General features: G+C 64.5%; 10 protein-coding genes. All 10 read right to left on the bottom strand.

Features of this window, described 5'->3' with window-relative positions:
* Positions 1 to 153 precede the first annotated feature (153 nt).
* On the bottom strand, positions 154 to 1,749 hold the full coding sequence (locus tag ACODTA_RS29705) for an ABC transporter substrate-binding protein (protein ID WP_489071190.1): 1,596 nt from the start codon (positions 1,747 to 1,749) through the stop codon (positions 154 to 156).
* Positions 1,750 to 1,754: 5 nt separating this feature from the next.
* Positions 1,755 to 2,663, bottom strand: coding sequence for a LysR substrate-binding domain-containing protein (locus tag ACODTA_RS29700; RefSeq protein ID WP_489071189.1), 909 nt, complete (start codon positions 2,661 to 2,663; stop codon positions 1,755 to 1,757).
* A gap of 28 nt (positions 2,664 to 2,691) precedes the next feature.
* Positions 2,692 to 4,185 carry an aldehyde dehydrogenase gene (locus ACODTA_RS29695; RefSeq protein ID WP_489071187.1) on the bottom strand — a complete coding sequence of 498 codons (1,494 nt, stop codon included), beginning with the start codon at positions 4,183 to 4,185 and terminating at the stop codon, positions 2,692 to 2,694.
* 10 nt (positions 4,186 to 4,195) lie between these two features.
* The gene (locus tag ACODTA_RS29690; RefSeq protein WP_489071185.1) at positions 4,196 to 5,551 is read right to left on the bottom strand and encodes an NAD(P)/FAD-dependent oxidoreductase; all 1,356 of its coding nucleotides are present in this window, start codon (positions 5,549 to 5,551) and stop codon (positions 4,196 to 4,198) included.
* Complete coding sequence (locus ACODTA_RS29685; protein WP_489071183.1) at positions 5,538 to 5,954, bottom strand: RidA family protein; 417 nt, start codon at positions 5,952 to 5,954, stop codon at positions 5,538 to 5,540. Before ACODTA_RS29685 ends, ACODTA_RS29690 begins: the two co-directional genes overlap by 14 nt.
* A gap of 44 nt (positions 5,955 to 5,998) precedes the next feature.
* Entirely contained in the window at positions 5,999 to 7,129 is a 1,131-nt protein-coding gene (locus tag ACODTA_RS29680) for an NAD(P)/FAD-dependent oxidoreductase (protein WP_489071181.1), read from the bottom strand.
* A gap of 102 nt (positions 7,130 to 7,231) precedes the next feature.
* On the bottom strand, positions 7,232 to 9,253 hold the full coding sequence (locus tag ACODTA_RS29675) for a TonB-dependent siderophore receptor (RefSeq protein WP_489071179.1): 2,022 nt from the start codon (positions 9,251 to 9,253) through the stop codon (positions 7,232 to 7,234).
* Positions 9,254 to 9,515: 262 nt separating this feature from the next.
* Positions 9,516 to 10,628: a PepSY-associated TM helix domain-containing protein gene (locus ACODTA_RS29670; protein ID WP_489071177.1), complete on the bottom strand. Its 1,113-nt coding sequence runs from the start codon at positions 10,626 to 10,628 to the stop codon at positions 9,516 to 9,518.
* On the bottom strand, positions 10,625 to 11,839 hold the full coding sequence (locus ACODTA_RS29665) for a carbohydrate porin (RefSeq protein ID WP_489071175.1): 1,215 nt from the start codon (positions 11,837 to 11,839) through the stop codon (positions 10,625 to 10,627). Before ACODTA_RS29665 ends, ACODTA_RS29670 begins: the two co-directional genes overlap by 4 nt.
* Positions 11,840 to 11,880: 41 nt before the next feature.
* Positions 11,881 to 12,528, bottom strand: a complete 648-nt coding sequence (locus ACODTA_RS29660) for a DUF4198 domain-containing protein (RefSeq protein ID WP_489071173.1) — start codon at positions 12,526 to 12,528, stop codon at positions 11,881 to 11,883.
* Positions 12,529 to 13,385: the final 857 nt, after the last annotated feature.

Genomic DNA, 13,385 nt, shown 5'->3' with positions numbered 1-13,385 from the left:
GGGCGCCCCCCCCCCGCGCCGCCGGATCGTCGGTGTCGCCGAGGATCAACTGCGCCGGATCGCCGGGAATGAGCCGGATGAGCGCGAAGATCAGGAACAGGGCGATCAGGATCGTCGGCAGGGCCAGGACGAAACGGGAAAAGGCGTATCGGATCATGACCGCGTGCCCCCGGGCGCGCGCACGCCCCAGAAACGGGCGCGGCCGAACTGCCACGACCGGAATCCGGTCACGCCGTCACGTACGGCATTGTTGTCGGCCGGGCTGAACAGCGCGATATAGGGGACGTCGCGGATCATCAGCGCGTGCAGCCGTTCGAAGATGGCATGGCGTTGCGCCGCATCGTCGGTCGCAGCACTCGCCGCCAGCAGATCGATCGCCGCCGGATCGTTCCAGGTCTTGCTGGGCGATTTCACGCGATCACCCAGGATGGATTCGTAGCTGAGCGACGGATCGGCCTTTGCCGAGAAACCGAACGACAGTAGCTGGAACTTGCCCGAGCGCCAGCGATCCATATGCGTCGCCCATTCGAGCACCTCGATCTTGATGTTCAGCCCGACCTGCCGCGCCATCGCCTGCGCCAGCAGCGCCTGGTTGAACATCGCGGGATAGCGGCGATTGGTGGTGAGAATGATCGGCTGGCCGCGATAGCCGGCCGCGCGCAGCAGCGCCCTGGCCTTTGCCGGATCGAACAATTTGCCCCGAGTGTCGGAATGGAACGGACTTGCCGTCGCGACGATCGAGGCATTGCCCGCGGCCGTACCTTCGGTGACGAGGCGCGCCAGCGTCTCTCGATCGATCGCATAGCCGATCGCTTCGCGGATACGCGGATCCGCCAGCAGCGGATCCTTGTCCTGGACGAGAATGCCGTAGCTGCCGAGCATCGGCGCCTGGGCGATCCGGATCCCCTTCAGGTGGCGAAGCTGAAGCATCTCGGCGGCCGGAACCTCGGGCATGACATCGACCTGCCCCTTTTCCAGCGCCGCGAGCCGCGACGACGAGTCACGGATGATGAGCCAGCGCAGCCGCTTCTCATAGGCGATCTTGGCGCCGACATTGCCGTCCTCGCGGCCGGGCGCGGGCCGATATTGCGCGAACGCGTCCATATCGATGAAGCGCCCGCGTTCCCAGCGCACGATGCGATAGGGGCCGGTGCTGATCGGTGCGCGCCAATTGCCGCGCGTATCGACCGAATCCGGATGAAGGATCGCGCCGCCGCCGCAGGTGAACGCCGCCATCTGCGTAAGGAACAGCGGCTGGCGGCGGTTGAGCGTGAACGCGACGGTCTGCGGATCGATCGCCTCCACCGCCTCGATCTTCATGCCGCGCGAACCGTCGAAATCGGCGAGGCAGGTCCAGTTCGTCGCCGGATCGAGATAGCGCCGCCACGACCAGACCACTTCGGCGGAGGTCACCGGCCGGCCATTGTGGAATTTCACGCCGTCGCGCAGCCGGAAGACATAGCGCCGGCCATCGGGCGACACCGTCAGCGATTGCGCCAGCATCAGGCCGGGACGCCCGTCCTCCTGATAGCCCACCAGCCCCTCGAGGACGTGCATCATCACCGTGTCGGTGTTGGCGTCGCGATTGACGCCGGGATTGGTGCCGCGGATGTCGGAGGTCAGCGGAATCTGCATCACGCCATGGGCGGACCGGGGGGTGGCCGCGCGCGGGCCGCAGCCCGACAGCCCGAGCAGGGCGACGGCCAGCGCCACGGCGGCATTTCGGTGCAATGGCGCGAGGATGGTCATGACACTCAACGGGCGCCAGCCTCGAGCAGTCGGCGCGCGCTGCTCATTTCGTCGCAGATCCATTCATGGAACAGGCGCACCTGACGCCGTGCATTGAGATTGGCCGGACGCACGAGATAATAAGACGTTCCGCTGGCGACGACACGACGCGACGCCATCGTCAACTGCCCGGCCTGCACCGCGTCATGCGCGAGCAACTGATCGCTCATCGTGATGCCGAAGCCAGCCTCCGCCGCGCGCAGCGCCATGTCGAGCACGTCGAAATCGAGGCCCTGGTCGGTGTCGATCTCTCCCCCTTCCCAGCCGAGCGCCCAAATCTTCCAGTCCTGGTGATCGGGCTGGGAATGCAGCAATGTGGCGCCGCGCAGATCCTCGACCGAGCGCAGTTCGCGGCCGGAAAGATAATCGGGCGCGCAGACCGGCACGAGACGCTCGGCATAAAGCTCGGTCACGTCCTCGCTGCGCCAATTGCCCAGGCCGTAGCGAATGCCGAGTTCGGCGTCGTTGTCGCTGGAGATCATGTCGTGCCAGCGCGTGTGGATCATCACCTTCACGAGCGGATGCTGATCCTGGAAGGTCCGCAGCCGGGGATAGAGCCAGCGCAGCGCGAAGCTCGGCAACACCCGGATCTCGACGACATCCTGATCGCGATGGAAACTCTCGATAGTCCGGGCGATCTGGTCGAACGCGTCCTTGGTGCTGGATGCCAGGATCCGGCCCTCCGGCGTGATCTCCAGCCCGTTATGACCCCGCTGGAACAGGGTGATGCCCAGTTGCTGTTCCAATATCCGGACCTGACGGCTGACCGCGCTCTCGCTGACGCGCAGCGCCGCCGCAGCCTTGCGGATGCTCATCTGCGCCGCAACGACTTCGAAGCATTTCAGTGCGTTCACGGATGGAAGACGACGGGACATGGTGGCAGTCCTGCTGTGAAAGGGATCGTCAATATTGCGTGTTGGTGATCCAGATGGTCTTGCTGTGGAGATATTGGTCCATCGCCTCCACGCCCTTGTCGCGGGCAAGCGAACCGGATCGTTTATAGCCGCCGAACGGGGTCTTCATGTCACCCTCGGTGAAACCGTTGATCGCCACCGTACCGCATTCCAGGCGATTGGCGACGTGCATCGCGGCGTCGATGTCGCGCGTGTAGATGGTGGCATGCAAGCCGTAATCGCTGTCGTTGGCGACACGCACGGCCTGATCCAGACCGTCGACCTTCAGAACCCCCAGCACGGGACCGAATATCTCCTCACGCGCGAGCGTCATCTCCGGCGTCAATCCGGCAAGAACCGTCGGCCCCATGAACCAGCCGTCCCGGCCCTGATCGGAACGATCGAGCGTCGTCACCGCGCCTTCCCGCCGGCCGATATCGAGATGGCGCCGGACATTGGCCCGATGCTCCTCCGACACCAGCGGCCCCATCTCCGTCGCCGGATCGAGCGGATCGCCGATCACGATCGCATCGGCACGCCGCGCCACCGCATCCACAAAAGCGTCGTGAAGCCCGCCGCCGACGATCTGGCGCATATTGGCCGAACAATTCTGGCCGGCATTCCAGAAGGCGGACATCGCCGCATTCTCGATCAGATCGTCGGACAAGGGAGCATCGTCGAGGATGATGAACGGGCTCTTGCCGCCCATTTCGAGCCCGACGGTCTTCAGGTTGGTATCGGCCGCATAGCGCAGGAAATGGCGGCCGACCTCGGTGGATCCGGTGAAGGACACGGCATCGATATCGGGATGACGCCCGATCGCGGCGCCCGTCGTCTCGCCAAATCCCGGAACGACGTTAAGCACGCCCGCCGGCACGCCCGCTTCGGCCGCCAGTTCGGCGAGGCGCAATGCGGTGAGCGAGGTCTGCTCCGCCGGCTTCACCACCACCGAGCAGCCCGCGGCCAGCGCCGGCGCGAGTTTCCACGCCGCCATCAGCAGCGGGAAGTTCCACGGCAGGACCAGCCCGACGACGCCGACAGGTTCCTTGACGATCATCGCCCAGACGGTCTCACCGGTCGGGGCGACCTTGCCGAAGCTCTTGTCGATCAGTTCGGCATACCATTGGAAGCAGGACGGAACTTCCTCGCCGATCTCCTTCAGGCAATCCCGGATCGGCTTGCCGCTGTCGAGACTTTCGAGGACCGCGAGATCCTCGGCATTGTGCCGGATGAGGTCGGCAAGCCGCAGCAATATGGCCTTGCGATATTCGGGCGGCTGCCGTCCCCAGACGCCGTCGCGCACGCTGCGCCGGGCGGCGCGCACCGCGCTGTCCACCTCGGCATCGCCGCAATGGGCCAATGTCGCGAAGGCCTGGCCGGTCGCCGGGTTCACGGTTTCGAAAAGCGCGTGCCCATCGTGCCAGGCGCCATCGATGAATGCGCGCCCCGCCATCGACACTCGCGAGGCGATCGACCGGTAATGCGCGTGATCGGCAATGGTCATGACGGACTCCTCAAAGCGGCGCGTGGGGCTGGCCGAAAGTGCCCCGTTCGAAGCGATCGAGACGGAATGCCGAGAGGTCGAGCGGCGACGCCCGCCCGGCCGCGATCGCGGCGACGGTGCGGCCGACCGCCGGCGCAAGACCGAAACCGTGCCCGGAAAAACCGGTGGCCACGATCAGACCCGACACGCCCGTCGCGCCGTCCATGACGGGCAAGGCATCGGGCAGCACATCGATCGCGCCGGCCCAGGATCTTTCGATCTCCACAGTCTCGGCGCCGGCAAAGAGCTGCCTGAGCAGGTCTCGCATCTTGTCGGCGCGCTTTTCATTGGGGGCCAGGAACGGCCGGCGCGGTTCGATCAGCCGCTCTTCGCGTTTGCGCACGATCAGGCCGTGCAGATCGTCGAGCAGGGGCCGGCCGATGCTCAGCCGGAAGGTGCGCCAGTTCGCCAGGAAACTGGACAGGAAATAGCGCGCATTGTGAAACGAACCCAGGGTGACGTCGACGTCCGAGGTCGATTCCGCGGCAATGATGCAGGACCCGTCGGCCCGTTGCCGCAGGCCGAGCCCGAAGCCGCAGAAACAGGGCTGCGCAAGCGGAGCGACCGGGGTGGTCAGCGACACGGTGTTGCGGACCGTCTTTTGCGGCAGCAGCAACGCCAATGGCCGCAGCAGATGGTGGGAGATCGCACCCGCGGCGCAGATCACGACATCGCTGCGGATCGGGCCATGTTCGGTCCGGACGCCGGTGACCCGGCCCCCGGCGACGTCGATGCCGATCGCGCCGCAATCCTCCAATATCTCGACGCCCGCCGCCCGGGCGGCGCGGGCGAAGGCCATTGTCGCCTGCCCCGGTTCGGCCTGACCGTCGTCGGGCGTGTACAGCGCGCCCACCGCGGGCCGGTTGAGCGACGGCAGCAGCCTGGCGGTTTCCCCGGCACTGAGCAGCCGCGACGAGGTCGCGTGCGCGCCCGACTGGCGGAGCCAGGCTTCGAAAGCACCATATTCGGCATCGTCGGCCGCGGCGAACAGGCAGCCCGTGGCGCGCCAGCCGAGCGCCGTGCCGAGTTCGGCCTCGAGCCCCGGCCAGATGCGCAGCGCCTCCAGCGCCAGCGGCATTTCAGCCGGGTCGCGATATTGCGTCCGCACGAATCCCCAATTGCGGCCAGACTGCTGCGATGCGACGCGATCCTTCTCGATCACCACCGCCTTCACGCCGGCCTGCGCCAGATAATAAGCGGTCGCGATCCCCATGATGCCGCCGCCGATGATGATGGCGTCAGCGCGGGCCGGCAGCGCCCAGGCCCGGTTCCCGATCCGGGCGAGCACGTCGTCCGGGGTATGCGGCCTGAGATTAAGGGCGGACATCGACAATCGCGTCCATGTCCATCTCGACACGCATGGCGGGGTCGAACAGCTTCGCCTCGACCGTGGTGCAGGCGGGACAGATCCCCTCGAAAGCCCGGGCATAGGCCTCCATGATCGCGTCATAATCTTCGGCATAAGCCAGATACATGCGGACCCGGACGATATCGGCGAGCCTGCCGCCGACCTGGGCAAGCGCGGCCTCGACATTTCGGATCAGTTGCTCGGTCTGTTCGACGGGGCCGTCGGCAAGCGTGCTGGTGGCATAATCATAGCCGGTGGTTCCGGAGATCATCAGATGGTTTCCGACGAGCACGGCGCGGCTGTAGTTATAGATGCGCTCGAATTCGCTGCCCGATGTGATGCGCGTGCGTGGAATGGCGGTGGGCTTGTAGGTCGAAGTCATTCTGGGTTCCCGAAAAGATCATGGTGTCTGGACGCGTCCGCCGGTCACGGAGCGGCGGTGAGCCGGTCGGGCGAAAGTGCCGTGGCATCGATCCCGAATTCGAGAAGCGCGTCGGGCAATGACTGCCCCAGCGCCGCCGCAGCCGCCGCCTGCCCCAACGCGGGGGAGGTCAGCACCCCGCATCCGCCCTGCCCCGCCACCCAGACGAAGGAGGGATCGTCGGCGCGGGCGCCGCCGACCGGATTGCGATCGGCAAGGAAGTTGCGCAGTCCCGCCCAACTGCTCATCGGGCGCCCGATGGTGAGCGTCGTGTCCGCCGCGATATTCTCGATCGCCTGGGCGACATCCAGATCGTCGGGATAGACGTCGCTCGGCGGCGACAGCACCTCGTCGGCAAGACTCCCCATGAACCGGCCGGTTTCCGGCTTCAGATACCATTGCCGATCGACCTTGAAGACATGCGGCCAGGCATCGACGGTCAGCCCCGCCGGCGCCGCGAAGGTGAAGGCGGTTCGCCGCATCGGCCGGATACCGACAGGCGCGACGCCCGCCATCGCCGCGATCTGATCGACCCAGGCGCCGCCGGCATTGACGATGACCGGCGCCTCGAACGCGCCCTTGCCCGTCGTCACGATCCATCGGCCATTGCCGCGATCGATCGACGAGACCGGTGCGTCGAGAAGGATCTCGGCGCCATGACTGCGCGCGCCACGGACATAGCCCTGCAACAGCCGGTTGCTGTCGATATCGGCCGCACCGGGTTCATATATGCCGAGTTCGACGCCGTCCGGCCGAAGTGCGGGAAACAAGGCCAGCGCCTCCGCCCCCGAGAGCGACCGTGCCTCCGCGCGGGCCGATGCCAGGCGCTGCGCGAGCATGTCGAGGCGCGCACGATGCTCCGTCGCCCCGACGGTGAGGCAGCCGCGCGGCGACAGCAGCGGCTCCTCACCGAATTCCGCCGGCGGCGTGTCGAAGAACGACCGGCTGGCCGCGCCGAGGTTGCGCATCAGGTCCGCCGCGATGCCGACCGTGAACTGCTCGGCCGAGCGCCCCGAACTCTGGGTGCCGGGCGCCGGTTCCCGCTCGATCAGGAGCACCGATGCGGAGCGCGCCAGGAAATAGGCGGTCGAGGCACCGGCAAAGCCCCCTCCGACGACGATGACATCGAACTTCATTTATATCCTCGTTTCATGACGGCGTCCCCGGCAATGCATGTCGAACGTTTTGCGTGGCGGGGACGGTCTGGATCATCATCGGGAGCAGAGCCGGGAGCCGTCTCAGAAGGACGTCGCGACCGAGACCTTCACCGTCCTCGGCACGCCCTGTTGCAGCAGGCTGGATCCGGTGGCCGCCCAATATTCGCGCCCGCCGACATTCTCGCCATAGAGGCGGAACGAGGTCGGATGTCCGGCGATCTCGGTTTCGTAGCGCAAGCCCAGGTCGAAGGTGGTGTAGCCGTTGACGAAGGCGGTATTCGCGGCATTGGCGGCGCGGCGCCCGACCCGGAACATGCCCGCGGAGACCCGCAGCCCGTCAAGCGCCTCGATGCGATATTCGGCAAAGATCGAGCCGCTGAACTTCGACGTATTCTCGATCATATTGCCGACCACGGCCGCGCTGCCGGTTCTTTGCACGGCATCCAGGAACACGCCGCTGACCGACAAGGAAAGATTGGGCCCGATATTGCCGCTGCCGCTGAATTCGAAACCCTTGAAGCTGGCCTGGCCGTCCTGGACGAACAGGTTCGCGGCATTCAGATAGGCCGATGTCCGGTCGATATTGAAATAGGCGCCGGTGATCAGGAAACCGCGCATCGGTTCAAGCTTCACGCCGAACTCGCGCTGCTTGCTGAGCGCGGCCGGCAGGACCTGACCGGCATTGGTCGCGATCTGCGGGACGATCCCGCCCGATTCAAGTCCCTCGATGTAGTTCCCGTAGATGCTGAGCCAGCGCATCGGCTTGACCAGCGCGCCGTACGACCATGAATCCGGCCTGGCCTTGTAGGTGGTCGTCAGGCTGCGATCCTCATAATCGGTCTTGCGATAGCCGATGATGAGATTGAGCCACTCCCCCACGCTGGCGCGGTCGAAAATGAAGAACGCGCTTTCCTTGACACGCGAAATGCTCGTGATCGTGCGCGCCGGCGTCGGCTGTTCGGGAATGACGATGGGATCGTAGAGATTCTGCGCGAATGTGTAGCGCGTCGCCGCGGGGATGTTGCTGTCGCGGGTGTAATAGGACGCCCCGATCAGCAGATCATGTTTGATCGGGCCGGTCCGGATCACGCCCGCCACGTCGCCGCGCGCGATCCGTGCGCGATAATCATTGCCATGGGTGAGCGCGAGGCCGAGCGTGCCGTTGCCGGTCGCGATGTTATAGCCGGAAAAGGACGAGTAGCGGCGGTCGCGCTTGAGATAGGATTCGCCCGTGCCGAAAGTGACGCTCCAGTCTTTGGAGATGGCGTATTTCAGGCGGGCGAGCAGGTTATACTCATAGCCCTCGGACAGCAGCCAGGTGGCGCCGACATTCTTCGACGCCTTTTGCAGCGGCGGCACCGTGATCACGCCGTTGACGGCGGCGGGCAGGACCAGTTCGGTCGCCTCGGTGATCGACTTGTCGATATATTCGGCGTCGAGCTGAAGCGTCAGCCGATCGGTGACGGACCAGTCGAAAGCCGCGGAGGTGAAGAAACGGCGGCCGGTCGTGCGGTCCACACCGGTTTCGAGCGAATTGGCGGCCGCGTTCACGCGCAGCCCGACATCACCCCATCGCCGGCCGATATCGACATGGCCGCCGAAAGATCCGTGAAGATTGCCGCTCACATCGACCCTGTTGACGGGATCGGCGGTCGCGCGGGACGAGACGAGATTGACGATGCCGGACGGCGAGGCGAACCCGTAATAGAGGCCCGCCGCGCCCTTCAATATCTCGACGCGATCCTTGCTCTCGATCGGCATGTCGATGAAATTGATGATCGGCAGGATGCCGTTGAACCGGAAGTTGGTGAGATTATCGACGGCGATGCCGCGAATGGAAAGATTGCTGTAGATCGTGCTGTTGAGCTGCGACTGAGTGACGCCGGCGGTGTTGCGTGCCGCGTCCATGATGCTGCCAGCCTGCTGCGCGTCGAGCAATTCGCGGCTAAGAACGGAGACGGTCAGCGGCGTATCGATGATGCGCGCGTCGCGAAACGCACCGGCCTGCAGATAATCCTGACCGAAACTGTTGCGCCGATCCGCGGTGACAACAATTTCCTCGTTCGATTGCGCCCCTTGCGGCTCCGCCTGGGCTATAGCCATCGACGAAGCCGAGCAGCAGACCGACGCCATTACGACTCGAAAGGCCATGCTCTTGATATTTTCCATTTCACACCCCCCTTTTATTTATTGAACGCATGTGATCGCCGATAGATTGGTATTTTTACTCGAACTCTATTCAGTCACTGCGAAATTTCATGGGTGATGATGATCCCGAGCAGGTGGTCGAGTCGATCACAATTTTTGGAAGCCGCCCCCTAATTGTCGAGCAAAGCGGGCGTGCCGGCGTCACGCACGAGTCCGGTCAGGATCGGACGGAAGGCTGCCGCCGCGATCGGGTGGATGCGCCGCGCGCGCGCCGCCGCGACCACCAGAGCCACAGCCCGAGCAAGATCATCGCGAGCAGCCCCATGCCCATCACCAGCGTGGCGAAGCGGCCGGCGCTGCCGCCCCATTCGCCGGTGTGGATGGTGTAGAGCGCGACCACGGCCCGGGCGGGAAGGCCGGCCGCCGTCGCATCCCATTGGCCGACCACATCATAGGATCGCGCATCGACATAGACGCGGCTGGTACCGAATATGCGCCGCCATTCCGTGGGCTGCCGCATCTGCAGCACATAGCAGTGTCGATCCGCCTGCGGCAGCGAAGCGACGACCAGTCCGGCGTCGGGAAACACCCGCCTCGCGCTTTTCAGGGCGCGGGCGGTCGACAAAGCGGGCGCTGGCCCGGCGGTGGCGATCCGGCATTGCGGCGGCGGCACGGCCCGGCTTGCGGTCAGTTGCTCGAGCGTCGGGATGAAGGACAGTCCAAGGCCGGTCAGCGTGATGACGAGGCCGAATGGCAACATCCATAATCCGAGCGCCCGGTGCCACGAAAAGCTCCGGACCACGGCATTGCCGCCGCGGACCGGCACGAGCACGGACCGCCATCGCCATTTCATCGGCCAGGCCAGTTTCAACGCGATCAGGATGTTGACGAGCAGCATGGCCGCGCTCGCGATGACGATGATCCGCCCCACTGCCCCGGCGAGCAGGGATTTGTGAAGGAGCAATGCTCCGCGCGCGAACGAAAGCTTCCACCAGGGCCCGTTCCACGCGCTCACGCGCCGGACGGCTCCGTTCGACCCGTCCACGCGCCAGACCTGCAATCCTTCGCTGCGATCCTCGACCAGGATATCGATCTGGCCCGGTACGCCGCCGCTGACGAAATATTCGCGGACGGTGGCGCCCGAGCGGCCAATCACCGCGATCGTGCGGTCGACGGCATCCGAAGAGACGGTGCGTCCCGAGGCGCCCATCGCCATGTCGTCGACGGTCCGGGCATAGATGAGAATGGTGCCCGTCATCGCCTGGACGATCCAGAACAGCGCGAGCGACAGCGACACATAGCGGTGGATCGTCAATAATCTGCGCTTCATCGATCCTGGCTTCCGAACGAGACGGTCAGGCGCAGACCGGCCAGCAATGCGTTTTTGGAGTCGCGATCATAGGCCGGCCTCAGAATATATTGCACGTCCGGCTGCAGGCTGACGGTCTCGCTCAGCGCGAGATGATAGGTCAGCTCGACATTGGTTTCGCGCCGCGCATAGCCGATCCGGCCGGGACCGTCGGGGCGGACGCGGATGGTGCTCACTGCCAGCCCCACTTTGTCATGTTCCCGTCCAGGAAACGGTGCGTGCCTGACGATACCGCCGCTGATCTGATGGCGCACGTCCGAAATCGCCGCATCGGCGAAGCCGATACGAAGCCAGGCGGCAAGCCCCCATATGGCCGGCAATTCGGCCATCGCATAGACGCCGCCGCCGCCCTGGCGCCGCGTCATGACCTCCGGTAACGGGACGGGCGCACGACTATATCGATAGACGCCGAACCCGAGCGAAGGGCCGTCCCGACCGAGGGCATAGCGCGCCTGGCCGACGATCAGCGCACCATCCCGCCCGCGCAAGCGCATCGAAGCGAGACCCCCATGGGCGGTCGCATCCGGTGCGCCATCGAAGGCCGCCGCCTGAAGCGTCAAGCCCGACCAGGTCCCGGCGGCGCTGATGCCGAGCCCGGTGGCGGGATAGGTGGAAGGGCCATTGACTCCGCTCGCCGCGAATTCGGTGCCCATGCCGTGTCCGCTGTTGAGGAACAGCGATGCGCTATCGATGGCGTCGAACTGCGCATTCAGATCCATCAGCCCGACACGCACCGACGCGTTCCGCGCGAGCCTCGCCTCCACCCATGCCTCGAAAAGCCGGTGGTCGGGGTCGCTTTCGGCATTATCGATGCCATGCCCGTCACCGACCAGGCGTTCGCTGGGGCCGTGGCCGACGATATGGAAATAGCTCGCATGGGCGCTCAGCCATCCGACCCCGGCCGCATGCCCGTCAACGGTAATCGCCGCGTCGATCTTGTTGAGCGCCGCGATGTTGCGTCGGGTGCCATTGTCGATCGCGGCCCAGCCATCGGCGGTATTGCTCAGCCGCCATGCGATCGGGGAATCCAGGCTCTGCGCGCAGGCGATGGACGGATACAGACCGGATATCGCGACAGCGAGACCCAGCCGCCTGCCGCCGGCGCGCCACGCGCCGAAGCAAGATCGGCGTCCCGGCCCCCTGGGGTGCCATCGCTGGAAATGATCCGCCAATGCAGTGCCTCGCTATCGAGCCGGCGACCGCGACGCCGCGGTCAGGGCTGGACGAACGTGAGCGTCGCGACGTGAGTGACTTTCGACACCCGCATCGTCCCCTGAAGCAGGTCGGTTTTTTCCTCATGATCGACATAGATCAGATATCGGCCGCCCGGCCCGGTCGGCACCGCGAACCGCCCGGCATCGTCTGACTTGATGTTCTTCAGCCAACCATCGGGGCGGATGATCCTGACCCCTTCGCGCGACGCAGGCGCACCTTTGAACATGATCTGGAAGACGTTCGCGCCGGATTGCTGCGGAACGATTTCCAAGTCGAGCATCGCCCGGGTTTCCGTCCGGCCTGCCCTGGCGTAATAAATTCGCGCGCTGTACGTGCCGTCTTCCTGGCGCTCTGGCTCAAAGATCGCCGGGTCCCTCAACCTGATATCGCCGACACCCGGTACATCGGCCTCGAGATGATCGACACGCCGGACAAATGTGGCGGCTTTTGTCTGATCCCCACGGAAGACGAGCGGTGCTTTCAGGCGGGGGAATTCCTTGTCCCCACCTTGGGGCACGGGATAATCAGGCTCCCCAAGAAAAACCCTTGCCGGCCCGGCATCGTCCTGTTCCAACCAGATTTCATGAGCATTGGCTTGAGATCCGGCAAGCAGAGCCGCGACAACCAGGAAAAACTTACGGTTCATATCCATTCCTCACCTATCGGCAGCCTCACGCCAATAGCGGGAAGCGTTTGATGGCAGGATCATCTCTGCTTATCAGACACCTTGCGATTACAATTTTTCTGGGTGCGTTGCGGTTTTTGATCTGCAGATCAATTATGCAGCATGCCGAAGGCAGTGCGGATCCTGGCCGAGGGCAGGACGGTTCGGGATGACCGAGCTACAGTATCGCGTTTTTCGCGCCGAACGGCTCGACAAGACGCCCGCGACGTAAGCGGTTCGCGCAGCACTGACACCGCCCCAAGCGCCCCTCCTTGTCCAGTTGACATGGTGAATCGGCTTTCCAGCCTCAATGGAATCCCCATGGTCCGGTTAAGTCGTAGACTCATAAAAGCAGCCTGCCCGCTTCCGCCCCATTTTCCGCCGATCATTCGGGCTCCAGAAAGCCTAGAGAACGGACATTGGCATATGAGGGCGGGAACCGTTATTCGACCATGATGACGAAACGAGTGCTTCTCCGTGTCGCCTTGCTCGCGATAGCGATCTTCATAGCCCAGGCGGTTTATCTATTGTCTGTCGAAAGGCGGATTAGACTCTCGGTCGAGCCCCGGATTGTCTATATATATGAGGGAGACTTGGTCTCTCAAACTCCTCCGGGGAATGTCGATAAGGCTTCGAGAACGACACGGGCGAATTGGGAATTCTGTCGTTACTGGACGGGATTGACGATTCGGACTGTCCTTCTTCCCCCAGGAAATTGCCCCTCCATCACCGCTTAAGTCCGGTTCCACCATGCCCTGTCGTAGAGCCGACGGACCGCTTTCCACCCAATTCCGTTGAAAAAGGCAGCTGCGGCATCGTTGCGGCGGAGTTCACGATGA

This window comes from Sphingomonas sp. FG14 (assembly GCF_057809675.1).
Note: the sequence above shows the minus strand (reverse complement) of the source record. Positions and strands in the feature narration are given on the sequence as shown.